The sequence below is a fragment of the Sphingomonas zeae genome (genome assembly GCF_014197135.1).
In the GTDB taxonomy this organism is placed as follows: domain Bacteria; phylum Pseudomonadota; class Alphaproteobacteria; order Sphingomonadales; family Sphingomonadaceae; genus Sphingomonas; species Sphingomonas zeae.
Window position 1 is genome coordinate 1 of the sequence record NZ_JACIFA010000005.1, and the last position, 24288, is coordinate 24288.

Genomic DNA, 24288 nt, shown 5'->3' on the forward strand with positions numbered 1-24288 from the left:
ACCCGCTACGATCGGTGCCCAACCGCCTTCTTCTCCGCCGTCGCCCTCGCTGCCACCATCATCTTCTGGCTTTGATCAACGAGTCCTGACCCTAGAAAGATTCGCCTTTTACTGCGCAGGCGTCCGGCAATCGGCGCAAACTATTCCGCGGCCTATGAATTTTTCCTCCGCTTTACGCCCGATTTTTTTTGCTTCGGCATCGACTTCGGCCTGCGCGGCATGGATGCGGCCCGGATCGAGGGATGGGTAAGCCGCCGCCACCCGCCCGGCGACCAGCGGCGCGGCAAAGGACGTGCCCCGCACCTTGAGCCGACGGCCGCCGACCCCAGAGGCCAGCATGTCCGCGCCGGGTGCAGCATAATCGACATGGCTCGCCCGTCCCGCCTCGATCAGGGGACGCCCGCGTCCATCGACGCCGGTCACGGCGATGACGCCGGGATAGGAGGCCGGATAGGCGGGCGGCGCGGCGGGTCCGTTATTGCCGACCGCCGCCACGATGATGAGCCCGCGCTTCTGCGCCGCCGCGACCACGCGCGCGAGCAGCGGGTTGGTGGGGCCGACCAGACTGATCGTCGCCACGGACACGCGCTGCTCGACCAGCCAGCCCAGCGCCTTGGCGATAGCGGTCGCGTTACCGCCCGCCGGATCGCTGCCATAGACATCGGCCGAGACGATCCGCGCACCGGGCAGAGATCCGTGGATACCGTTGCTCCCCGCGATCAGCGAGGCGACCGCGGTGCCATGATCGTTGGCGCGCGGTGCTCCCGTCGCGAAGCCCTTCGTCACTGCCGCGCCCTCGGCGCCTCCGTCGATTACGCCGACCATGGTACCGCGCGCGCCACTTCCTTCCCCGGCGGACATGCCAATCGAAGCGCCACTACCGCTTGGCAGATGGAGCTGATCGGCGCTCACTTCTCCGCCCAACTTTTCGAGGACGGCCAACGCCGCCTTCAACGACTGGCCCGGCGGCACGCGCAGCCGGACGAAGCCGACGCCCAGCACGTCGTCGCGCTCTATGACGGTAAAGCCCAGCCGCCCGACGGCCGCCAGCAGCGCGTCGCTCGGGGCATCGACTACCACCTCGCCCGCCCGGGCCGGAAAGCCCATCGGATCCAGCGCAATGGCGTTCGGATGGTCGCGGACCAGCTGCGCGAAGGTGGCACGGCGAACCTGCGCCAGCTGTCGCGCGGTTGTTCGAGACGCCGCCTCGACCCGGTCGATCACCGGATCGGCCAGAGACGTGATGCTCCGCCCGACCGAGGGCAGGCCGCCGGGAAGTGACGGCATCCCCGGCAGCGACGGCACCAGCTGCGCTCGCCCCGCCGTCACGCCCAGCACCAGACCCGCCGCTGCCATCGATAGTGCCAGATAGCGGGTCGTCCGCTTCATCGCCGTTCACCCATTGTCAAAATTCATGCCGACATGGATTAAACGATGAACCTCATCCGTTTCATCCCGGCAACAAGGAAAACAGGTTTGGCCGCTTTCGAGACCGAGCTGTTGGCGCTGCTTCCGCGACTGCGGCGGTTTGCGCGATCACTCACCCATGACGGGGCGGATGCGGACGATCTGTGTCAGGTCACGATCGAAAAGGCGCTGTTGGCGCGAGGGTCCTGGCAGGTGGGGACGCGATTGGACAGCTGGATGTACCGGATCATGCGCAATGCCTGGATCGACACCGCCCGTGCCCGGTCGCGCGCGGCGGAGACCTTCGTCGCCGAAGAGGCGGGCTTGAGCGTCGGCGGCACGGGCAATGCCGAAGCGCGGGTCGCGCTGAACGAGGTCGACGCGGCGATGCGCACCCTGCCCGATGAACAGCGCGAAGCGGTGGCGCTCGTGCTGGTCGAGGGGCTGGCCTATAAGGAAGCCGCCGAGATACTGGACATTCCGATGGGAACCCTGACCTCACGCTTGGTACGTGGGCGACAGGCGCTGATGGCGCGGCTGGGAGAAGCGGCATGACGATCGAACCCGAATTGCTGATGGCCTATGCCGACGGCGCGCTTGATCCGCTGACGACGAAACGCGTCGAACGCGCCATCGCCAACGATCCCGCCCTGGCCGAACAGGTCGCGCGCCATCGCCGCCTGAAATCCAAGCTGAGCGAGGCCTATGCGCCGATCGCCGACGATCCCGTGCCCGACCGGCTGGCGGCGATGCTGACCAGCAATGTCGTGCAGATGCCAAAACGCCCGCCGCGCGCCCGGCGCGTGTCGGCTGCCTGGCAATCGGCGGCGGCGATGGCCGCGTGCCTTGTCGTCGGCGTGGTGGTCGGGCGCGGCATGGATCGGGAAGGGTCGGTCATGGCGACCGACCATGGTCTCTACGCCGCCGGATCGCTTGCCCAGGCACTCGACGATCAGGCCAGCGGGGCAAAGGGGCCGGTGCGCATCGCGGTCAGCTTCCGCGCACAGGACAATGGCTTTTGCCGGGTGTTCCAGTCGGCAGAGGCGGACGGTATAGCCTGTCGCGATCCGAAGGGCTGGGCGCTGCGCCGGACCATGCCGGGCAGCGCGCCGCGCTCGGGTGGCGGTTATGTACAGGCAGGGTCGTCCGATGTCGAGTTGATGGCGACCGCGCAGAACATGATGGCCGACATGCCGCTCGACGCGGCGGGGGAGAAAAAGGCGATCGCAAGCCACTGGCGAGCACGCTGACCTGTGATTTCGGAAAGCGACCGTTTCCCCCACGTCGGTGGACCGGCCGCACATTCGCCTTATCTTGAGCGTATGAAAAAAATCGGTTTCCTGTCGTTCGGCCATTGGTCGCCCTCGCCCCAGTCCGCCACGCGGTCGGCGCAAGACGTACTGCTCCAGTCGATCGACCTCGCCGTCGCGGCCGAGCAATTGGGCGCGGACGGGGCGTATTTCCGAGTTCATCACTTCGCGCAGCAGCTCGCCTCCCCCTTCCCGCTGCTCGCCGCCGTCGGCGCGCGGACCAGCCGGATCGAGATCGGGACCGGCGTGATCGACATGCGCTACGAAAATCCGTTCTACATGGTCGAGGATGCCGGATCGGCCGACCTCATCAGCGGCGGACGATTGCAGCTTGGCATCAGCCGGGGCTCGCCCGAACAGGTGATCGAGGGATGGCGACATTTCGGCTATGGCCCCGCGCAAGGGGAGACGGACGCCGATATGGGCCGCCGCCATGCCGAGGTATTCCTGCACCTGCTAAAGGGGCAGGGATTTGCCAAGCCCAATCCCCGTCCGATGTTCCCCAACCCGCCGGGCCTGTTGCGGTTGGAGCCGCATTCGGCGGGCCTGCGCGACCGTATCTGGTGGGGCTCCGCCTCCGACGCCACCGCAATCTGGGCGGCCAAGCAAGGCATGAACCTGCAAAGCTCGACCCTGAAGGCCGATGAAAGCGGCGAGCCCTTCCATGTCCAGCAGGCCAAGCAGATCCGCGCCTATCGCGAAGCCTGGGCGGCGGCCGGGCATTATCGCGCCCCACGCGTATCGGTCTCGCGTTCGATCTTTGCACTGACCACCGATCAGGACCGCGCCTATTTCGGCCGTGACGATAGCCAGGATCAGGTCGGCGTCATCGACAATATGCGCGCGGTCTTCGGTCGCTCCTACGCTGCCGAGCCGGAGCGCCTGATCAAACAATTGCGCGCCGATGAAGCGATCGCGGAGGCCGATACGCTATTGCTGACGGTCCCCAACCAACTGGGCGTGGATTACAACGTGCATGTGCTCGAAAACATCCTGCACCACATCGCGCCCGCGCTCGGCTGGCGCTGACGACGGGACAGGCCCCGGCTGCGGTCGGGGCCGAAGCGCCGTGGTGCCAATGATGTCGGGGAAAATGGCGCGCCCGGAACGATTCGAACGTCCGACCCTCAGATTCGTAGTCTGATGCTCTATCCAGCTGAGCTACGGGCGCGCATGGGGTCTCAAGAGACCGGATGTGATCCACTGGCGCGCCCGGAACGATTCGAACGTCCGACCCTCAGATTCGTAGTCTGATGCTCTATCCAGCTGAGCTACGGGCGCGCTGTGGAGGTGGGCTGATAGAAGCGCTTCCGAATCTTGGCAACCCCTTTGCAACGGTTATCCACATTTTTTGTCCTGCAGGACCGGGCCAGGGCTTTGCGGCATTTGGTCCGGCATCCTGTTGCGGCTAGGAAGATCGCGATGACGCCCTATCGCCCCGCCCCGTTCGCCCGGCCCGCTCATATCCTGCGCGCCTCCATCCTTCTCGTCGGCCTGAGCCTGGCGGGGTGCGCGCGCGATCGTGGCACCACCCCCTATCCGTCGCTGGCGGTGCGGCCGGTCGAAAAACAGGGCTTTGCCGAACCTGCGGCCAAGCCGGTCGTGCTTCGCCCCGATCCCACCCTCGATACCCAGATCACCGAGCTGGCCCGCCGCCTGACGAGCGTGGAGCAGGAGTTCGGCACGGCGCATGACCAGGCGCGCGCGGACGCCGCCAGGGCGCGCGGGGCGGCGGTGGGCAGCGATGCCTGGCTGGCCGCACAGACCGCGCTGGCGACGCTCGACGAAATCCGTGCGCGGACCTCGTCACTGTTGACCGAAATCGACGATCGCGCGATCCAGCGTGCTGCCGCGCTGGAACCGGATTATCCGACGCTAAATGCTCTACGTGAGCGGGCGTCGGCGGCGGTGACGCGGCAGGCTGAGCAGATCAAGGCGATCAACGATACCCTGCCCGCCGCCTGACTCGGGTCAGAACCGGCGGATAAAGGGCAGGATGCTGGAATAGTTATCGGTCCAGGCGGCCAGACCGGGTGGCGCCACCGCCGGGGTCCAGTCACCGCCCTGCGCCTCCAGCGCCTTCAGCACACGGGCACCGCGCGAGAGCGCCAGCCAGACCGAGGCCGTTGCCTGCACCTCACGGTCCAGATCGGTTGGCACATAGCTCAGCCGCGAAATCTTCCAGCCCCCCTCGCGGGCGGCGGCGGCGACCAGCGGCTCCAGATCGACGAAGCGGTTGGAGATGTGCACCAGCAGCAACCCGCGCGGCGACAGAACCCGGGCATAGGTCGCGAACGCCTCGCGGGTCAGCAGATGCGCCGGGACCGCGTCGGAGGAAAAGGCATCGAGCGCCAGCAGGTCGAGGCTGGCCGGTGCCTCGGCGGCGAGGCGGATGCGCGCGTCGCCGATGCGGATGATGGGATCGGGCTGGCACCGCCGCAGATAGCTGAACTGACCGGTATCGCGCGCGATACGGACGATGACGGGATCGATCTCGTAGAAGCGCCAGCTTTGGCCCGGTTTGGCATAGCAGGCGAGCGTTCCCGTCCCCAGTCCAACGACGCCGATCCGCGCCCCCGGACCATAAAGCATCGGCGCGGCCCGCATCGCCCGGCCGACCCCGGAATAGGGGGCATAATAGGTGGTCGGCGTCCGCTCGCGCGCCACCGAGCCGCGCAGCTGGATGCCATGCACGGTCGAGCCATGGTCCAGCTCGCGATAGCCCGGCCCATCGCGGACGGTGTAGACGCCGAAATAGCTGCGCATCCGTGCATCGCGCTCCATCGACAGCGACAGCGCCCGGTATCCACCGAACAGCACCAGCGCGGCTGCCAGCAACAGCACGAAACCGGCTCGCGCCCCGATCGTCAGGAAACCCAAGGCAGCGATGACCAGGAACACCGTCCCCTGCCGTTCCTCGCCGAACCACGCCGCTGGCCCGACCAGTCGGAGGTCGAGCAGCAGGCCGATCACCACCGCCAGCGCGACCAGCATCGCCCGGGGATGCCGCCACCACAGATCGCGGATCACCGGCAGGATGAATTGCTGCGGGATCAGCATTCCCGCGGCCAGGATCAGCAGCGGATATTCATAGGTCCAGTCGAACAGCACCGGCGCCACTATGCCCGCGAACACGCCGCCCAGCGCGCCACCGACCGCCATCCACAGGTAGAAGCCGGTCAGCCGGTCGACCGCCGGCCGCGCACGGTACATGGCGGTGTGCAGCGCGACCGACACCATGAACAGCAGCAGCAGCGCGACCGCGACATTGGAATAGGGCCGCTCGGGATAGCCGCCCATGATGACCCCGCCGAACAGCAGCAGCGTTACGGGCGCGATCCGGGTCAGCGTGTCGGCCGCGCCGCGCCGGGTGGCGAAGGCGATGATGAAGCTCGCCAGATACAGTCCCAGCGGGAGCACCCAGAGCAGCGGCATCGCGACGATGTCGGTCGTGATATAGGTCGACGTCGCCAGCACCAAGCCGGAGGGCACCGCCGCCAGCGCGACCCAGTACGCGATGCGCCGCCAACTGGGCGCGACCGAGGTCGGTGCGGGGTCGGCGATGGGATCGCTCGAGGCTGGCAACCGCGCCGCGCAGACCACGACCAGTAGCGCGAGAACGCCGTAGCCCAGGCTCCACAACCGGCTCTGGCCGTGAAGCGTCATCGCCGGTTCGACGAGGAGGGGGTAGGCGATCAATCCGGCGAAACTGCCCAGATTGGATGCGGCGTATAGCGCATAAGGATTGCGCCCCGGCTGGGCGAGCGCGAACCAGCGCTGGATCAGCGGGGCCTGCGCCGACACGGCGAAGAACAACGGTCCGATCGACAAACCGAGCAGCCAGGGTACCCATAATGCCGGTTCGGCATCGGGCGGCAGGTCGACCGCCATCAGCCCGATCGGCAGCCACAGCGCTGCCACCGCCAGCACCAGGATATGAACCCCCGCCTGCTCCTTGGGCCGCCACCGCCCCAGCGCATGGGCATAGGCATAGCCGCCCAGCAACAGCGCCTGATAGACGAACATCGCCGAGTTCCAGACGGCGGGCGCGCCGCCCAACCGGGGCAGCGCCATGCGCGCGACCAGCGGCTGGACCAGGAACAGCAGAAACGATCCCGTCAGGATCGTCGCCACGAACAGCGCGCGCGCCGCCAGATCCGGGATGCGGCGTGTCACCGGAAACGGGATCAGGCGTTCAGCAATCGGGCGGCATGGGCGGCGTGATAGGTCAGCACTCCCGAACATCCGGCGCGCTTGAACGCCATCAGCGTCTCCAGCACCATCGCATCGCGATCGGCCGCGCCCGCCGCTACCGCCGTCTCGATCATCGCATATTCGCCCGACACCTGATAGGCGAAGGTCGGCACGCGAAATTCCTCCTTCACCCGGCGGATGATGTCCAGATAGGGCAGCCCCGGCTTCACCATCACGCTGTCCGCGCCCTCGGCCAGATCGAGCGCGACCTCGCGTAGCGCCTCCTCGGCATTGGCATGATCCATCTGATAGGTGCGCTTGTCGCCCTTCAGCAGCCCGCGCGTGTTCACCGCGTCGCGGAACGGCCCGTAAAAGGCGCTGGCGTACTTGGCGGCATAGGCCATGATCTGGACGTTGACGAAGCCCTCACCCTCCAGCGCGGCGCGGATCATGCCGATACGGCCGTCCATCATGTCGGACGGCGCGATCACGTCCGAGCCCGCGCGGGCCTGGGTCAGCGCCTGCTCGACCAGCGCGTCGGCCGTGCGGTCGTTGACGACATAGCCCGCCGCATCGACCAGCCCGTCATGCCCGTGGGTCGTATAGGGATCGAGCGCAACGTCGGTCAGCACACCGATCTCCGGCACCGCATCCTTGATCGCGCGAATGGCGCGGCACATCAAATTATCGGGGTTCAGCGCCTCGCGCCCGTCCTCGGTGCGCAGATGGGATGGTGTATTGGGAAACAGCGCCAGGCAAGGAATACCCAACGCCGCCGCTTCTCTTGCGCGCGCCACGATGCCGTCCAGCGACCAGCGCGACACGCCGGGCAGGCTGGCGATCGGTTCTTCCACGCCCTGTCCCTCGGTGACGAACAGGGGCCAGATCAGGTCCGCCGGGGTCAACACCGTTTCAGCATGAAGCCGACGGCTCCATTGCGAGGCGCGGGTACGGCGAAGGCGAAGCGCGGGAAAGGATGCGGTCATCAAAAGGGCTTTTGCGGGATCGGACAGCGCTTGCCAAGCGTTGCGTGCAAAGCGTTGCGGGCGCGAAAGGAATTGAAGGTTGCGAGAGATTCGATCGGCGGCGATGGTGGTGAATGCCAAGTCGCGGCGAGGCCAGGCTTTGTTCCGTCGCGCCAGTGCCGCGATGGCCGACCTCCCCTATCCGGTTGACGCCCGTGCGGTGGAGAACCCAGAGGACCTTGAGCCGACCGTTCGCGAATTGCTGGCTGCCAAGCCGGATCTGTTGATCCTGGGCGGCGGCGACGGGACGATCAGCGGGCTGGTCGATCTGATGGTCGGGCATGACGTGATGCTGGGTGTGCTGCCGCTCGGCACCGCGAACAGTTTCGCGCGGTCACTCGGCATCCCGCTGACCATCGAGGGCGCGATCGAGGTGATCCGTACCGGCCGCCCGCGCCGGATCGACCTGGGCATGATCGACAATGACTATTACGCCAATTGCGCCGCGATGGGTATCAGCCCCAAGATCGCCGAGACGGTGCCGCACGGCCTGAAGCGCGTCGCCGGGCGGCTGGGCTATCTGGGCTGGGCGGCGTATCAGTTTCTCCGGTTCCGCCCCTTCACGCTGATCGTCGAGCAGGACGGCAAGCGCGAGCGGCTACGCGTGGTCGAAGTCCGTATCTCCAACGGGCCCTATCATGGCGGCACCGAGCTGGTGGACGCGGCGGCGGTCGATTCGGGCGAGATCGTCGTCCAGGCGGTGTGCGGCCATGTGAAGCGCCGCCTGATCGTCAACTGGGCGGCCAGCATCCTGCGTAGTGACTATCGCAAGGAAAAGGTTCGCGACTTCCGGGGGCGTGAGATCAAGCTGACCACCATCCCGCCGCTGCCCATCTCGATCGACGGCGAGGTGCTGGCCCGCACGCCGGTTACCGCACGCATCGCACCGGGGATCATCGAGGTCATCGCGCCGGCCGAATGACAAGGTCTCTTATATAGGAGGAACATCTATCCTACCCCACCGGCATCACCTTATTAGTCGGCTGCCCTTCGGCCAGTGCCTGTTCCTCGCATTCCTCCTTGCCCGCCACCGCGGTCAGCCGTCCCCTGCGCCATCCGCCATATCGATAATAGCCGATGGTCATCAGCATCGAAGCAAGCGAGCCCGCTGGAAAGCTCCACCAGATCGCGTCCGCACCCAGGCTTGGCTCCAGCAGATTGGCGAGACCAAAGCGCACCGGGAACATCGCAATCGCGAGGATCACCAGCGGCCCCACCACCGCGCCATTGGCGCGGACGGTCGCCGCCAGCACCATCGACACGCCGAACAGGATGAAGCTCCACCCGCCGATCAAGTTGATCTTGGCCGCGATGCCGATCGCCCCCTGCTCATCGCCCAGGAACAGCCACAGCACATGCCGGTCGAGCAGGGTCACGACCAGGACGAGCACGCCGGTCAGCAGCAAATTCATGCGAAGCCCGGCACGGGTGATCCGATCGACCCGATCCCATTGCCCCGCCCCGATATTTTGCGCCGCCATCGCACTGACCGCCGCGCCCACCGCCATAGCGGGCATCTGGATATAGGTCCAAAGCTGGTTCGCCGCACCGTAGGCCGCGGTGGTGGAGGTGCCATGCCGGTTGACCAGCCCCATCATCGCCAGCGCCGAGGTCGAGACGACCAGCATCTGCAAGCCCATCGGAAACCCCTTGACCACGATGGTCTTGAGCAGCTGCGCGGTCGGCAACAGATTGCGCCACTCCGCCCCACGCAGCCGAATGACGAGATCCTTGGCATAGATATAGGTGACGAGCGCCAGCAGCGATCCGGCATTGGCGATCAAGGTGGCGATTGCCGACCCCTCGATCCCCAGCGCGGGCACCGGCCCCAGCCCCAGGATGAAGACGGGGTTCAACGCGACATCAAGGACCGAGCCCAGGGCCATGAACTTCAGGGGCGTGATCGAATCACCAACGCCGCGCAGCGCCATGGTCAGCAGGACCGATATGAAGCCCGGCGGCATCGCGACGAAGATCACCCGCAGATAGGCAAGCGCGAGCGGAAACACCTCAGCCGGGGTCGCCAGCGCGCGAAGGATCATGGGCGCGGCGAGCCAGCCGACGAACACCGTCGCGGTCGAGATGACCGCGAACAGGCCCAACGCCGCCCCCAATACGCGGCGCACCGCATTCACGTCGCGACGTCCCATATTCTGGCCGATCAGGATGGTCGCCGCCATGCCGAAGCCAAAGGTCGCGGCGACGAGCAGGAACATGATGATATTGGCGTTGGTCGTCGCGGCCAGCGCGCGCTCGCCCAGAAACTGGCCGATCCAGATGGCGTTGATCGACCCATTCAGCGATTGCAGCGCGCTGGATCCCAGCGTCGGCAATGCAAAGAGCAACAGGGTCTTGCCGATCGGCCCGGCGGCCAGGTCGCGGCGTGCATGGTCAGGCTTCAAGGCTTGTTGTCTCCGGCAGCCAGTTCCTTCTCGATGGAACGCGCCATATCGGCATATTGCGCTGGGGTTCGCCGTGTCGCCCGCCCAGAATAAAGCCCAGTCAGATAGCCCCAGTCGAACGCCGTCAGCTGCGCCGGAACGTCTCCGCCGCGAAACAGGGACAGGATCGTGGCGGTACGATCCCCCTCCAAAGCGCTCGGCTGCGGATTGACGACCGCCAGCGTGCGCATCGCCGCGTAATCGGCGATCTGATCGATTCCGTGGCCCACGATGGAGGAGCGATCGATCAGGACGACCGCGGCCACGATCATCGACTGTATCGGCGCATCGATGCGGCTCGCACTCGGGATATGCAGCATGGGAAAACCACCTTCCCCCTGCACGAGTTTGTCGCCGTCCCGGCTGGCGATGGCGGTGATATGCCAGGCATGGACCGGGCCGGGATCATGCCGCAACGCCCGGATCGTGGAATAAGGCAGGTCACCAAACATGCCGAGCCGGTGCTTGACCAGCCAATCGACCTGCGCCGCGCCGTTGTCGACGAACAGGATCAGGACGTTGGGCCGACATTTGCCCCCCGCCAGCGGAATTTTCAGCCGTTGGGCATTGGACAGCACGCGATCGGCGAGCAGCTTCCCGACCGACGACGCCAGACCCGCCGTCGCGACGCACAACGGCTCGTTCATGCGGGACAGGGGCTCGTCCGACGACCGCCGGATCGACAGGTCACGCACCCATTTGTCGACGACCGCCCGCGTGGGCAGCGGTCGGGCCGTGACGACGACGGGATCGCCCGTCGTCTGCGCCGTCGCCGATACCGCCGTAAAAGACCCTGCCATCAAGGCAAGCCATGCCAAAGTCGTCCTGACCGTCCTTCGCATGACTTGCCTCCATCTTCGTTGTTTCAGCCCGCGATCGCGTCCCGAACCGCCTGGACCGCTTCATCACCCTTAGTGCCGTCCGGGCCGCCGCCCTGGGCCATGTCGGGGCGACCGCCGCCGCCCTGCCCGCCCAGTGCCGCCACCGCCTTGCGCAGCAGGTCGACCGCATTGTGCTTGGCGGTCAGGTCGTCGGTGACACCGACCGCGACCGAGGCGCGGCCGTCGTTGATCGCGACCATCACCGCGACGCCCGAACCGCCCAGACGCTGCTTGGCGTCGTCCACCGCCCCACGCAGCCCCTTGGCCTCGAAGCCGTCGAGCACCTGGCCGATAAAGGCCACATCGCCGATCTGCTCGGGTCCGGCGGCCGCACCACCGGCACCGCCACCCATGGCGAGCGCCTTCTTGGCCTCGGCCAGTTCGCGCTCCAGACGGCGGCGATCCTCGACCAGTGCGGCGATACGCGCGGGCACCTCGTCTGGCGTGGTCTTCAGCGTCGCGGCGGCGGCCTTCAGCATGTCGTCGCGGTGCGACAGATAGGCGCGCGCGCCCTCGCCGGTCAGCGCCTCGACCCGGCGAACGCCGCTCGACACCGCGCCTTCCGACACGATCTTGAACACGCCGATCTCGCCCAGCGCATTGACGTGCGTGCCGCCGCACAATTCCAGCGAGTAGGTGCCATCGGCGTCCTCGCCCATCGACACGACGCGAACCTCATCGCCATATTTCTCGCCGAACAGCGCCATCGCACCCATCTCGATCGCTTCGTCCGGGGTCATCAGCCGGGTGACGACCGGGCCATTGCCGCGCACCTGCTCGTTCACCCTCGTCTCGACCTCGGCAATGTCCTCGGCGGTCATACCGACCGGCTGCGAGAAGTCGAAACGCAGCCGCTCCGGCGCGACCAGCGAACCCTTCTGCGCGACATGCGTGCCCAGCCGCTGGCGAAGCGCTTCGTGCAGCAAGTGCGTCGCCGAGTGGTTGGCGCGGATCGCGGCGCGGCGATTGGTGTCGATGGCCAGCTTCACGCTGTCGCCGACCTTGATCCCGCCTTCCTGGATTTCGGCATTGTGCACGAACACGCGGCCAAGCTGCTTGGAGGTATCGGTAACGACCGCCTTCAGCCCGGTCTCGCTGGAGATGGTGCCGCTGTCGCCGACCTGGCCGCCGCTCTCGCCATAGAAAGGCGTCTGGTTGACGATGATCGCGACGCTCTCGCCAGCGGCCGCGCTGTCGACCCGCGCGCCATCCTTGACCAGCGCCAGCACCTCGCCCTCGCCGGTGTCCGAGGCATAGCCCAGAAACTCGGTCGAGCCGGTTTCCTCGGCGATGTCGAACCAGACATCGTCCGACGCCTTGGCGCCCGAGCCCTTCCAGGCGGCGCGCGCGGCGCGCTTCTGCTCGGCCATCGCGGCATCGAAGCCCGCGCGGTCGACCGACAGGTTCTGCGCACGCAGCGCGTCCTCGGTCAAGTCATAGGGGAAGCCATAGGTGTCGTAGAGCTTGAACGCCGTCTCGCCCGCCAGCGTCGCGCCGGGCGCCATGCCCGCGGTCGCCTCGTCGAGCAGCTTCAACCCCTTGTCGAGCGTCTGGCGGAAGCGCGTCTCTTCCTGCTTCAACGTCGCTTCGATCAGCGGCTGCGCACGGACCAGTTCGGGATAGGCCGCGCCCATCTCCGACACCAGCGCGGGGACCAGCCGGTGCATCAACGGCTCCTTGGCGCCCAGCAGATGCGCATGACGCATCGCGCGGCGCATGATGCGGCGCAGAACATAACCACGCCCCTCGTTCGCGGGCAGCACACCGTCCGCGACCAGGAAGCCCGCCGAGCGCAGATGGTCGGCGATGACACGGTGCGACGCCTTCTGGCCGTCCTCGGCCTTGGTGTGCGTCAGCTCGCACGAGGCGGCGATCAGCGCCTTGAAGGTGTCGGTGTCGTAATTGTCATGCACGCCCTGCAGCACGGCCGCGATCCGCTCCAGACCCATGCCGGTGTCGATCGACTTCTTGGGCAGCTCGCCGACGATCTCATTGGCTTCCTGCTCAAACTGCATGAAGACCAGGTTCCAGATCTCGACGAATCGGTCGCCATCCTCTTCCGGGCTGCCGGGAGGGCCGCCATAGATATGGTCGCCATGGTCGTAGAAGATTTCCGAGCACGGACCGCACGGCCCATTCTCGCCCATCGCCCAGAAATTGTCCTTGGTCGGGATGCGGATGATCTTATGATCCGGCAGCCCGGCAATCTTCTTCCACAGCTCGAACGCCTCGTCGTCGGTGTGATAGACGGTGGCGGTCAGCTTTTCGGCCGGGATGCCCCAGACCTTGGTCAGCAGGGTCCAGGCATGGGTGATCGCCTGTTCCTTGAAATAGTCGCCGAACGAGAAATTGCCCAGCATTTCAAAGAAGGTATGGTGGCGCGCGGTGTAGCCGACATTGTCGAGATCGTTATGCTTGCCACCCGCGCGCACGCACTTCTGCGAGCTGGTCGCGGTCGAATAGGGGCGCGACTCCAGGCCGGTGAACACGTTCTTGAACGGCACCATGCCCGCATTCACGAACATCAGCGTCGGATCGTTCTGCGGCACGAGCGGCGCGGAGGGCACGATCTGGTGCCCTTGCGAACCGAAATAGTCGAGAAAGCCGCGGCGGATGTCATTGGTCGAGGTCATGGACGCGGCTTAGGCGAGGATTTGTCCTCGCTCAAGCGCCCGCGCGTTCGGGGCAGTTCATCGCACCGGCGCTTTGCCCGTTGCTGGCTCAGCGCAGTCCGCCGGGCAGGTCCTCCGCCGACAGGTCGATCTGGAGCACCCGCCGATGCCGTTCCGGCCTGGACCGCGCCGAGCCATGCAGGATGAGGGTGCGATAGAGCCAGACCGAACCCGCCTCCGCCAGGCACATCGCCTCGCCGCAATCCGCCGCCACCGCCTCGATCGACGCTTCAGGGATCAGCCCCAGCCGGTGCGATCCCGGCGCGACCAGCAGCGGGGCATTGTCGGCATCGACCGGATCGAGGTGAAAGCGCACCGTCGCCATGCGCTCCAGCAGCGCAACGGGCGGCGCGACATGCACCCGTCCCCGCTTGACGGTCCAGGGGCCGAAGCCCGCGACCTCACGCCGTTCCGCCACCTCGATGGTCCGGTCCTGATGCCAGGCCAAGGCCCAGTTCGCGCCGTCCGCCTTGTCGAACAGCAGCGCACGAACCGGACGCATGGCCGGAGCCTGGTCGGCGATCAACCGCCGTACACCGGAGAGCGCCGCAGCCCGTGCCAGGTCGATCCGCTGGCCGGGGCGTCCGGCAGGCCAGTCCGCGAACAGTTCCGCCAATTCGGCGCGTTCCGCATGGGTAAGTCGTGGCCCAGAGCGTATAGCCCGCGTCGTCAAGTGCTGCGCTCACCCGATCGGCGCCTCGATCGCCTGGGGCGGCGTCGAGAACCAGACCGGCCCCGCCTCCGTCATGTGGAAGCAATCCTCCAACCGGATGCCGAACTTGCCCGGCAGATAGAGGCCTGGTTCGTTGGAAAAGCACATACCCGGCGCCAGCGGCGTCGCTTCGCCCCGCACCAGGTTGACCGGCTCATGCCCGTCCAGGCCGATGCCGTGCCCGGTTCGGTGCGACAGGCCGGGCAGGCGATAGCCGGGGCCATAGCCTTGGGCTTCATAGAAGCGCCGCACCGCGTCGTCGATGCTGCCGGCCGGCGCGCCGATCCGCGCCGCCGCCCGCGCGACCCGCTGGCCCTTTGCCACGGTGTTCCAGACCTTGCGCTGCTCCGCGCTCGGGGCGCCATGGACCCAGCTTCGCGACACGTCCGACTGATAGCCCTGGACAGTGCAGCCACAGTCCATCAGCACGACCTGGCCCTCCGCCACCCGGTGAACCTGCTTGCTGCCATGCGGATAGGCCGAGGCTTCGCCGATCAGCGCCATGCTGAATTCGGGCGCGCCGCCCAGTTTGCGGGTTGCCGCGCTCATCAGCGCGCCGACCTCCGTACCGGTCATCCCCGCCTCGACGCGGGGGTAGACCCAGCGATAGGCGGCCATCGTCACATCGGTCGCCAGTTGCATCAGCGCAATCTCGGCAGGGGTCTTCACCATCCGGCACCCACGCACCACAGGATTGGCCGAGACGAGGCGAGCGCCGGGCAACGCCTTTTGCAGTCCGTCGAACGCGAAGAAGCGCGCCGTCTCCTCGATGCCGACCGGGCGTTCCGCGAGCTTGCGGTCGCGTAGAAAGCCCGCGACGATCGCCAGCGGGTTCTGATCCTCCTGCCACACGCGCACCTCAGCGGGTACGGCCAGTGTTTCGCGGACCGAGGGTTCCTCGAAAAAGGGCGTGACGATGCACGGCTCGCCCTCGACCGGCAGGATCGCGGCGGTCAGCCGTTCGCTGCGGCCCCAGCGCACGCCGGTGAAATAGATCATGCTCGATCCCGGCTCGATCAGGATCGCGCCGATCCCATTCGCCTTCATCAGGCTTTGTGCTCGCGTCAATCGCCGCGCCCGCTCCTCCGGGCCGATCGGCACCGCGCCGCCGGTCATGTCCGACAGCGCCGACAGATCGGGCTCGGCCGCGCGCAGCAGGCCCGGCCGGACGAGGAACGGCAGGGCGGCGGCCGCGATCATCGCGCGGCGGGATAACGTGGTCTGCATGACCGTGACGATAGAATTCTTGACCTGAGCGCCGCAATGCCCTTGGCTCCCGCGCAGATTTTAATTTGGGGTATGCATGGCCAAGCGGCTGACCTTGTACATCTTCATCGGCCTCGTCCTGGGGCTCGTCGTGGGGCTTTCGCTCAACCTGTCGCTGAACGACGGCAGTGCGGAGGCGGCGGCACAATTGAAGACGATCGCCAGCTATTTCGCGATCGTCACCGGCCTGTTCCTGCGGCTTATCAAGATGATTATCGCGCCGCTGGTCTTTGCGACCCTGGTGTCGGGCATTGCGCAGATGGGCGATACCAAGGCGCTGGGCCGGATCGGCGTGCGCTCGCTCGCCTGGTTCATCTCGGCCAGCCTCGTGTCGCTCAGCCTGGGCATGTTGCTGGTCAACCTGCTGCATCCGGGCGTCGGCCTGAACCTCCCGCTTCCCGCCGTCACCGCCGATACTGGGGTCGTGAAGGCCGGGTTCGACCTGCAGAAATTCGTCACCCACCTCGTCCCCGCCTCGCTGATCGACGCGATGGCGACCAACGAGGTGCTCCAGATCGTCATCGGATCGCTGTTCCTGGGCGTCGCGATCACGGCGGTCGGCGAGCGCGCCGCGCCACTCGTCCGCGCGGTCGACGCACTCGTGGCGGTGATGCTGCAAGTGACGGACTATGTCATGCGGGTCGCGCCGATCGCGGTGTTCGCCGCCGTCGCGGGAACGCTGACCGAACAAGGCCCGTCGGTGATCGGCAAGCTCGCCATCTTCATGGGCAGCTTCTATCTGGGCCTCATTCTGCTGTGGTGCGTTCTGCTCGGCGTTGCCGCTCTGTTCATTGGCCCACGCGTTCGCGACCTCATAGCGCATATCCGCGCACCGCTGATCCTTGCCTTTTCGACCGCCTCGTCCGAGGCCGCTTATCCCCGCATCCTGGAGGGGCTGGACCGGTTCGGCGTGCCGCCGCGCATCGCCAGCTTCGTTCTGCCGCTGGGCTACTCGTTCAACCTCGACGGCTCGATGATGTACATGACCTTCGCGTCGCTGTTCATCGCGCAGGCTTACGGCATCGATCTATCGATCGGGCAGCAAATCACGATGCTGCTGGTTCTGATGGTCACGTCGAAGGGGATTGCGGGCGTGCCGCGCGCCTCGCTCGTCGTGATCGCGGCGACCATGCCGATGTTCAACATTCCCGAGGCCGGGCTGCTGCTGATCCTGGCGGTGGACCATTTCCTCGATATGGGGCGCTCGGCGACCAATGTGATCGGCAATGCGGTGGCGAGCGCGGTCATCGCCAAATGGGAAGGGCCGCTGGATCCGCCCGAACCGGTCGATGTATCTTCGCTTCACGCCCCCTCGGGCACGCCCGCCGAGCCGGCGCCCGACAGCTTCCGCCAGATCGGGGGGCATTGATCGCCGGACCCTATGCCTCACGCATAGGCATAGGGTCCGCCCTTGGCGAGCGCCGCCTGATAGGCCGGGCGGGCGTGAATCCGCTCGAGCCAGGCAATGGTCGCGGGGCGGCGCTCGTCCAGCCCGGCGCGCGATCGGGCGGCCTCCAGCGGAAAGCTCATGATGATGTCGGCCGCCGTCATCTGCTCGCCCGCGAACCAGGGCGAACGCGCCAGTTCACTTTCGACATAATCGAGATGGCGGTCGACCATCGGCCGGAAGCGCTTCACCGCCGCCTTGCCCATCACGGGAATGCGGCTGAGTACCAGCAGCACGAACAATGGCGGCATAAGCGACCCTTCCGCATAATGGAGCCAGAAGCGCCAGCGCTGCATCGCCTCACGGTGCGCTGGTGGCCCCAGGCGGCCATCCCCCTTGCCCACTAGATATTCGATGATCGCGCCCGTCTCCGCGATGACCAGCCCATCATCCTCGATCAACGGCGACTTGCCGAGCGGGTGCACGGCGCGGAGCTCGCGGGGCGCCAGCATCGTCTTGGGATCCCGCGCATAGCGTTTGACCTCATAGGGAAGGCCCAGTTCCTCCAGCATCCACAGGATGCGCTGTGACCGACTGTTTTCAAGATGATGAACGATGATGGTCATGGCTGTTTCCCATATTCGGGCACGACAACGCGTCAGGCGGGGAAGCGGGTTCACGAATGGGGTCCCTGTGCCAGGCGAGATAAGGCCCGACATCGTCGCCGTCAGGCAGCGCTCAATCGCCAGATCCAGGCGGACGCGGGCAGCGCGATCCTGTCACCCACCCGGTAGCCCGCCAAGGCGTCGCGCAATCGACCCTCGATCCGCGCCCGTTCGTCGGGTGCTGCCTGCGCCATGGCGCGCGCGGCGGGACCTATGCGGGAGAGGAAAGCCAGCGCATCCCCAAGTGGGTCAGCCCCTCCACCCACGACATAATCGAACGGCACGCGCGTCGCGAGGTCAGGCCGCCATCCGGCTTGTGTCAGCCACCGTTCGACCTGTTCCAAGTCGGCAAAGGCGAAGGGACCCGGCTGATAGCCGGCTTCGGGCGCGGGAGGCGCCCCGATGGCCTCGTCCGCGATGGTCGCGAATATATTGCGCGATCGGTCGTCGAAGCAGGAAAAGACCATCCGAGCTCCATCCCGCGCCGCCGCGCGCAGACCGGCAAAAGCCGCAACGGGATCGGCAAAGAACATCACCCCATGGCGGGAGACCAACAGGTCGAACGGCCCTTCGCGCGCCGCCACGGCAACCGCATCACCGCACAGGAACTGCGGACCATCGGCAAGGGCTTCGCGATCGCGCCCTCGCGCAAGAGCGACCAGCTCCGAGGACAAGTCGACCCCGGTGATGCGAAGGGCGGGTCGCGCCGCATGCAGCGCCAGGCTGGTCGACCCGGCTCCGCTGCCGATATCAAGTACGGCGCCCGTGTCCGGCGCAACGCTGACGATGGCCGCGTCGAGATGCCGGGCGAGATCGGCCAGGCTGCGCTCTGTCCGACGCCACTCCGCAGCCCAGACATCGCCAATCTGGCCCTGCCAATCCATTCCGCTGGTCATAGCCCGCCTCGTCGTCCCCCCATATCGCGATACGGATAAAAAAACGGTCCGCCGTCACCGGCGGGCCGCATGGCTTCAGATATCGTCCTCGGCATCGGGGCCGGTCATCATCTCCTCGGCCACCTTCTCGGTCCGCTGGCGGATCGCCCGTTCCAGCCGGTCAGCCATGTCGGGGTTCTCGCGCAGATAATTCTTGGCGTTCTCACGCCCCTGCCCGATCCGTACCGAGTCGTAGGAGAACCAGCTGCCCGATTTCTCGACCAGCCCAGCCTTCACGCCCAGGTCCAGGATTTCGCCGATTTTCGAAATGCCTTCGCCATACATGATGTCGAATTCGACCTGCTTGAACGGCGGTGCGACCTTGTTCTTCACCACCTTCACGCGAGTCGTGTTGCCGGTGATGTCCTCGCGATCCTTGATCTGACCGGTACGACGGATGTCAAGCCGGACCGAGGCATAGAATTTCAGCGCGTTGCCGCCCGTCGTCGTCTCCGGATTGCCGTACATCACGCCGATCTTCATGCGCAGCTGGTTGATGAAGATCACCATGCAGCGCGAACGGCTGATGGAGCCGGTGAGCTTGCGAAGCGACTGCGACATCAGACGGGCCTGAAGGCCGACATGGCTGTCGCCCATCTCACCCTCGATCTCGGCGCGCGGCACCAGGGCTGCCACCGAGTCGACCACCAGCACGTCGATCGCGTTCGAGCGGACCAGCGTATCGGTGATTTCCAGCGCCTGCTCGCCGGTATCCGGTTGCGACACAATCAGTTCGTCGATGTTGACGCCCAGCTTCTTGGCATAGACAGGGTCGAGTGCGTGTTCGGCGTCGACAAAGGCGGCGGTGCCACCCATCTTCTGCGCCTCGGCGATGACATGCAGCGCCAGCGTGGTCTTGCCCGACGATTCAGGCCCATAAACCTCGATCACGCGGCCGCGCGGCAAGCCACCGACGCCCAGCGCGATGTCGAGGCCGAGCGAGCCGGTCGAGATCGCCTCGACCTGCATCGCCTCCTTCTGCCCCAGCTTCATCGCCGAGCCCTTGCCGAATGCCCGGTCGATCTGGGCGAGTGCGGCGTCCAGCGCCTTTTGCCGGTCTGCGTTTGCGGTTGCCATGCCTGTTTCGATCACTTTCAGATTGGCGGCCATCAGATGCTTCCCTCGCTAGACCAACCTGGTGGTCCATTCAACGCATCTGCAATGTATGCGCTTTGTTCCACGAGAACAAGATGCGAACAAAGCCTATCGCAAAAAAGTCGACAGCACCCACCATCCCTGTTCCCGCGCCGCCCCCGCTGCGGCATCGCGCGCCTCGGCGTCGCCAAAAATCGCGAAGCAGGTCGCGCCCGATCCCGACATGCGTGCCAGTTCGACGCCGGGCGAACGGGTCAGCAGCGCGAGGACCGCATCGATCTGCGGCGCGATGACACGGGCTGGCGGCTCCAGGTCGTTGCGACCAGCCGCCGCGACCGTCATCACATCGCCCTGCCCCAGCGCCCCCCGGTCCACACCGTCCCAGCGGCCGAAGACCGCCGCCGTCGAAACGCCGACGCCCGGATTGACCAGCAGGACCGGCCGCTCCCCCAGCGGCTCCAGCGGTTGAAGGGCATCGCCCTTCCCCTCGCCGCGCGCGGTCTGACCCAGCAGGCAGGCAGGAACATCCGCGCCCAGTTCGGCCGCCAGCGCGAACAGCGCGGGGTCGTCCGTCGCGACGCCGTGCAACCGCGCCAGCGCCCGCAGCGTCGCCGCCGCATCCGCCGAGCCCCCGCCGATGCCCGAGGCGACCGGCAAATGCTTGTCGAGGGTGATAGCATGGCCATCGTCCACGCCGAACCGCGCGCCGAACCCGCGCGCCGCGCGCATGACGAGATTGTCGTCCTGCGACTCGCCTGCCAGCACGCTCGCAAAGGGTCCGGTCAGCGTCAGGCTGTCAGTGTCGGCCCGCTCCACCGTCACGACATCGCCGTCGCGGCAAAAGGCGAACAGTGTCTCCAGCTCGTGATAGCCGTCGTTGCGGCGACGGCGAACATGGAGCGCCAGATTGATCTTGGCGGGGGCGGTCTCGACGATAGCGGTCATACCCATCCCATGCGTCGCACGGCTCCGCGCGGCAAGGCCGGTCAGCCCGCGATCTTCGCCGCCAGCCGGGCCTGTTCGCTATCGTCCGCCGTCAGTGCCGCCGCACGCCAGGCATAGCGTGCCTCATAATGCCGTCCGAGCGCCCAATAGATGTCGCCGAGATGGTCGTTGATCTCGCTATTGGCGGGTTCGGCCATGGCGGCGCGTTCGACCAGCGGCAGGCCGCGCTTGGTCTGCCCGGCCTTATAGTACGCCCAGCCGAGCGAATCGGTGATCGAGGCATCGTCGGGCGCCAGCTTGCTCGCCTTTTCGAGCAGCGCCAGCGAGCCCGGTACATCCTTGCCGCGCTCGATCCGCGCATAACCCAGATAGTTGAGCGCCAACGGCTCGTCGGGGCCGAGTTCGACCGCCTTGGCCAGCGCCACGTCGGCCTCGTCCTTACGCCCCGCCTGATCCAGCGCGCCGCCATATTGCAGCCACGCCGCCCAGGGGAGTGCGGGGTCGGCGCGAGTCACCCGTTCATACCAGGGCACCGCGTCGGCAGGGCGCTTGGCGGCGATCAGCTGGTCGGCATAGACCTGCCAGTCATCGATTGACGAATCCTTCGCGGTGGCCAATCCCCGGGCAAGCATCAGCGCCTCACCCTGCCGCCCCGCCTCGGCGAGCAAACCGATACGGACGATCGCGGCACGGTGCGCAAAGGCGCCGCGCGGGCGCACGTCCTGAATGGCGGCGATCGCGGCGTCCCAGGCCTCGTCCTTCGACAGCGCCTCGGCCATCACCAGACGGGCACGGTCATTGTCCGGGTCGGCGATCAGGGCGGTGCGCGTCAGGGCGATCACCAGCGGACGCGGCCCCTCGCTCGCCAGTTCTGCCCCGATCCGCACCAGAAGTTGCGAGACGCCGAAGCCCAGATCAGGCTTGATCCCCAGCGCCTTGCGGTCGGACGTAACGAGCGGATCGCTGAGCAGCGCGCGGGCATTGGCCTCGTCGCCGCGCCCGGCGATCATCTCGGCCGCCGCGATGCGGGTGTCGGGGGCCGCGCGCATCGTCTCCAGCAGCACGCGGGCCGAGGCCGGGTCGATCCGCTTGCCTGCCAGCGCCAAGAGAATGCGATGCTCCTCGGCCAGCCGCCGCGCGACCGGCTCCTTGCCCGCGCTGTCGAGGCCGGGCTCGACCGGCTGCTTACGATCCCAGGCGGCCCAGGCGCGCAAGGTCGGCGACAGGATGCGCAGCGCGCCGCCGTCGATCCGCGTCAGCGCCGCGTCATAGGCCGCCCGATCGTCCTTGCGCGCCGCGATCGCCAGATCGAGCAGCGCGACGTCAATCGGCGCGACATTCTCCGCCTCCATGACACGCGCGGCCTTCAGCGCCAGAGGTACGTCGCCGCTGGTCATCGCCTCACGATAGGCGCGCACGGCGACCGCCGGATCGTCGGGCCAACCGGCCAGCGCTACGGCATAGTCCTTACTGGCCGCCCCCGAGCGCCCTTCCGACGCCGCCACCCGCGCCGCCAGATAGGCCGATAGCGGCGAACGGGGAATTTCGACTGCGGCCAGCGCGGGAGCAGACCAGCAGGTCCCGACCAGCAGCAATCCAGTCAGGGCACGAGAAAACGGACGCTTACATATTGGGATAATTCGGTCCTCCGCCGCCTTCCGGTACGACCCAGTTGATGTTCTGGGTCGGGTCCTTGATGTCGCACGTCTTGCAGTGGACGCAGTTCTGGGCGTTGATCACAAACTTCGGATCGCCCTCTTCCACGCCCACCACCTCGTAAACACCTGCGGGACAGTAGCGTTGCGCAGGCTCGTCGAACAAGGGCAGGTTGTGCTCGATCGGCACGTCGGCATTCTTCAGCGTCAGGTGGACCGGCTGGTCCTCCTCATGATTGGTGTTCGACAGGAACACCGAGGACAGCCGATCGAAGGTCAGCACGCCGTCGGGCTTGGGGTAATCGGGCTTCTTCACCTGATCCTTGCGCCACAGGCTTTCGTGATCGGGCTTGTGCTTCATCGTGAAGGGCATCTTGAGGCCGAAATGCTCGGCCCACATGGTCACGCCCGCCAGCCCCGAGCCGAGCGTATCGCCATATTTCTTGACCAGCGGCACGACGTTGCGGACGGTCGACAACTCCTTGTAGAGCCACGATGCGCGGAACGCCGCCGGGTAATCGGTCAGCTCGTCGCCCTCGCGCCCCGCCTGCACGGCGGCGAACGCCGCTTCGGCCGCCAGCATCGCCGACTTCATCGCGCCGTGCGTGCCCTTGATGCGGGGCACGTTGAGGAAGCCCGCCGAACAGCCGACCAGCACGCCACCGGGGAAAGTCAGCTTCGGGATCGCCTGCAACCCGCCGTCATTGATTGCCCGCGCGCCATAGGAGACACGCTTGCCGCCCTTCAGCAGCTCGGCGATGGCGGGGTGGGTCTTCCACTTCTGCATCTCCTGGAAGGGGGAGATATACGGGTTGGTGTAGTTCAGCCATGTCACGAAGCCGAGTGCGACCTGCCCGCCCGCCTGGTGATAGATGAAGCCGCCGCCATTGGCGTCGTCGCCCAGCGGCCAGCCTTGCGTGTGGATCACGCGCCCCGGCACATGCTTGGCGGGGTCGATGTCCCACAATTCCTTGATGCCCAGACCATAGACCTGCGGATCACTGTCACGCGCGAGGTCGAACTGGCGGATGATTTCCTTCGACAGATGGCCGCGAACGCCCTCGGCAAAGAAGGTGTATTTGGCGTGCAGCTCCAGGCCCGGCTGGTAATCAGGCTTGTGCGTGCCGTCGCGCGCCACGCCCATATCGCCGGTCGCGACGCCCTTCACCCGGCCATCCTCATGGAACAGGATTTCAGCGGCGGCGAAACCGGGGAAGATTTCGACACCCAGTTCCTCGGCCTTGCCCGCCAGCCAGCGGCACAGATTGCCGAGACTGCCGGTATAGGTGCCCTTATTGTGCATGAAGGGCGGGGTCAGCGCGTGCGGCAGGTTGCGCTGCTTGGTCGCGCTCAGGACCCAGTGGAGGTTCTCGGTCACCGGCACCTCGGCCAGCGGGCAGCCATCGTCGCGCCAGTCGGGTAGCAGCTCGTCCAGCGCGATCGGATCGATCACCGCGCCCGACAGGATGTGCGCGCCGACCTCGGACCCCTTTTCGAGGACGCAGACCGCCAGCTCGCCGCCGGTTTCGGCCGCCAGCTGTTTCAGCCGGATCGCCGCCGACAGGCCCGCTGGGCCAGCGCCGACGATCACCACGTCATAGGGCATCGATTCGCGTTCGCTCATGGCATCCTCGCTTTGTGACCGCGCCGCTGCCGTAGCGTCCCGTCTGGCGGGCTCGTCCGGGCGCGGACGGTAAA

20 protein-coding genes and 2 tRNA genes are annotated in these 24288 nt (G+C 66.7%); 6 read left to right on the forward strand and 16 right to left on the reverse strand.

The window, feature by feature from the left end; translation table 11 throughout:
• Window positions 1–108: 108 nt before the first annotated feature.
• A complete protein-coding gene (locus tag GGR45_RS08665) occupies window positions 109–1389 on the reverse strand; it encodes a S8 family serine peptidase (protein ID WP_246358128.1) in 1281 nt (426 codons plus the stop codon).
• 45 nt (window positions 1390–1434) lie between these two features.
• Between GGR45_RS08665 and GGR45_RS08670 the strand changes: the two genes are divergently transcribed.
• The 3 genes from GGR45_RS08670 (at window position 1435) to GGR45_RS08680 (ending at window position 3746) form a co-directional block, all read left to right on the forward strand.
• A complete protein-coding gene (locus GGR45_RS08670; RefSeq protein ID WP_175311278.1) occupies window positions 1435–1962 on the forward strand; it encodes an RNA polymerase sigma factor in 528 nt (175 codons plus the stop codon).
• Window positions 1959–2657: an anti-sigma factor family protein gene (locus GGR45_RS08675; RefSeq protein WP_175311279.1), complete on the forward strand. Its 699-nt coding sequence runs from the start codon at window positions 1959–1961 to the stop codon at window positions 2655–2657. Before GGR45_RS08670 ends, GGR45_RS08675 begins: the two co-directional genes overlap by 4 nt.
• A 72-nt stretch (window positions 2658–2729) precedes the next feature.
• Complete coding sequence (locus GGR45_RS08680) at window positions 2730–3746, forward strand: LLM class flavin-dependent oxidoreductase (protein ID WP_175311280.1); 1017 nt, start codon at window positions 2730–2732, stop codon at window positions 3744–3746.
• Window positions 3747–3811: 65 nt separating this feature from the next.
• Here the strand turns inward: GGR45_RS08680 and GGR45_RS08685 are convergent.
• Window positions 3812–3888, reverse strand: a tRNA-Arg gene (locus GGR45_RS08685).
• Between the two features lie 33 nt (window positions 3889–3921).
• A tRNA-Arg gene (locus GGR45_RS08690) sits at window positions 3922–3998 on the reverse strand.
• A 141-nt stretch (window positions 3999–4139) separates the two neighbouring features.
• On the opposite strand from GGR45_RS08690, the gene GGR45_RS08695 reads away from it, so the two are divergent.
• Window positions 4140–4682 carry a hypothetical protein gene (locus GGR45_RS08695; RefSeq protein ID WP_175311281.1) on the forward strand — a complete coding sequence of 181 codons (543 nt, stop codon included), beginning with the start codon at window positions 4140–4142 and terminating at the stop codon, window positions 4680–4682.
• A 6-nt stretch (window positions 4683–4688) separates the two neighbouring features.
• On the opposite strand, the gene GGR45_RS08700 is transcribed toward GGR45_RS08695, so the two are convergent.
• Together GGR45_RS08700 and hemB are read right to left on the reverse strand one after the other, a co-directional pair.
• Window positions 4689–6893, reverse strand: coding sequence for a spermidine synthase (locus GGR45_RS08700; protein ID WP_285138855.1), 2205 nt, complete (start codon window positions 6891–6893; stop codon window positions 4689–4691).
• An 11-nt stretch (window positions 6894–6904) separates the two neighbouring features.
• A complete protein-coding gene (gene hemB / locus GGR45_RS08705; RefSeq protein WP_175311283.1) occupies window positions 6905–7897 on the reverse strand; it encodes a porphobilinogen synthase in 993 nt (330 codons plus the stop codon).
• A 103-nt stretch (window positions 7898–8000) separates the two neighbouring features.
• On the opposite strand from hemB, the gene GGR45_RS08710 reads away from it, so the two are divergent.
• On the forward strand, window positions 8001–8858 hold the full coding sequence (locus GGR45_RS08710; RefSeq protein ID WP_175311478.1) for a diacylglycerol/lipid kinase family protein: 858 nt from the start codon (window positions 8001–8003) through the stop codon (window positions 8856–8858).
• 31 nt (window positions 8859–8889) lie between these two features.
• Here GGR45_RS08710 and GGR45_RS08715 read toward each other — a convergent pair whose 3' ends face one another.
• From GGR45_RS08715 to GGR45_RS08735, 5 genes are all read right to left on the reverse strand, one after another.
• A complete protein-coding gene (locus tag GGR45_RS08715; protein ID WP_175311284.1) occupies window positions 8890–10338 on the reverse strand; it encodes an MATE family efflux transporter in 1449 nt (482 codons plus the stop codon).
• Window positions 10335–11177 (reverse strand): hypothetical protein, encoded by an 843-nt coding sequence (locus GGR45_RS08720; protein ID WP_175311285.1) that lies wholly within the window; start codon window positions 11175–11177, stop codon window positions 10335–10337. Before GGR45_RS08720 ends, GGR45_RS08715 begins: the two co-directional genes overlap by 4 nt.
• A 65-nt stretch (window positions 11178–11242) precedes the next feature.
• A complete protein-coding gene (gene alaS / locus GGR45_RS08725; RefSeq protein WP_175311286.1) occupies window positions 11243–13891 on the reverse strand; it encodes an alanine--tRNA ligase in 2649 nt (882 codons plus the stop codon).
• 88 nt (window positions 13892–13979) lie between these two features.
• Window positions 13980–14546 carry a phytanoyl-CoA dioxygenase family protein gene (locus tag GGR45_RS08730; RefSeq protein ID WP_246358129.1) on the reverse strand — a complete coding sequence of 189 codons (567 nt, stop codon included), beginning with the start codon at window positions 14544–14546 and terminating at the stop codon, window positions 13980–13982.
• Window positions 14547–14612: 66 nt separating this feature from the next.
• Complete coding sequence (locus tag GGR45_RS08735; RefSeq protein ID WP_175311287.1) at window positions 14613–15869, reverse strand: M24 family metallopeptidase; 1257 nt, start codon at window positions 15867–15869, stop codon at window positions 14613–14615.
• Between the two features lie 76 nt (window positions 15870–15945).
• Here GGR45_RS08735 and GGR45_RS08740 point away from each other — a divergent pair, with 76 nt between their 5' ends.
• Window positions 15946–17277 (forward strand): dicarboxylate/amino acid:cation symporter, encoded by a 1332-nt coding sequence (locus GGR45_RS08740; RefSeq protein ID WP_175311288.1) that lies wholly within the window; start codon window positions 15946–15948, stop codon window positions 17275–17277.
• 17 nt (window positions 17278–17294) lie between these two features.
• Here the strand turns inward: GGR45_RS08740 and GGR45_RS08745 are convergent, their stop codons facing one another.
• From GGR45_RS08745 to GGR45_RS08770, 6 genes are all read right to left on the reverse strand, one after another.
• Entirely contained in the window at window positions 17295–17921 is a 627-nt protein-coding gene (locus tag GGR45_RS08745) for a glutathione S-transferase family protein (protein WP_175311289.1), read from the reverse strand.
• Window positions 17922–18022: 101 nt separating this feature from the next.
• Window positions 18023–18856 carry a class I SAM-dependent methyltransferase gene (locus GGR45_RS08750; RefSeq protein WP_175311290.1) on the reverse strand — a complete coding sequence of 278 codons (834 nt, stop codon included), beginning with the start codon at window positions 18854–18856 and terminating at the stop codon, window positions 18023–18025.
• Between the two features lie 75 nt (window positions 18857–18931).
• Complete coding sequence (gene recA / locus GGR45_RS08755) at window positions 18932–20005, reverse strand: recombinase RecA (RefSeq protein WP_175311291.1); 1074 nt, start codon at window positions 20003–20005, stop codon at window positions 18932–18934.
• Window positions 20006–20098: 93 nt separating this feature from the next.
• Window positions 20099–20935: a 4-(cytidine 5'-diphospho)-2-C-methyl-D-erythritol kinase gene (locus GGR45_RS08760; RefSeq protein ID WP_175311292.1), complete on the reverse strand. Its 837-nt coding sequence runs from the start codon at window positions 20933–20935 to the stop codon at window positions 20099–20101.
• Between the two features lie 41 nt (window positions 20936–20976).
• A complete protein-coding gene (locus tag GGR45_RS08765) occupies window positions 20977–22530 on the reverse strand; it encodes a tetratricopeptide repeat protein (protein WP_246358130.1) in 1554 nt (517 codons plus the stop codon).
• A gap of 28 nt (window positions 22531–22558) precedes the next feature.
• Window positions 22559–24214, reverse strand: coding sequence for an electron transfer flavoprotein-ubiquinone oxidoreductase (locus tag GGR45_RS08770; protein WP_175311293.1), 1656 nt, complete (start codon window positions 24212–24214; stop codon window positions 22559–22561).
• Window positions 24215–24288: the final 74 nt, after the last annotated feature.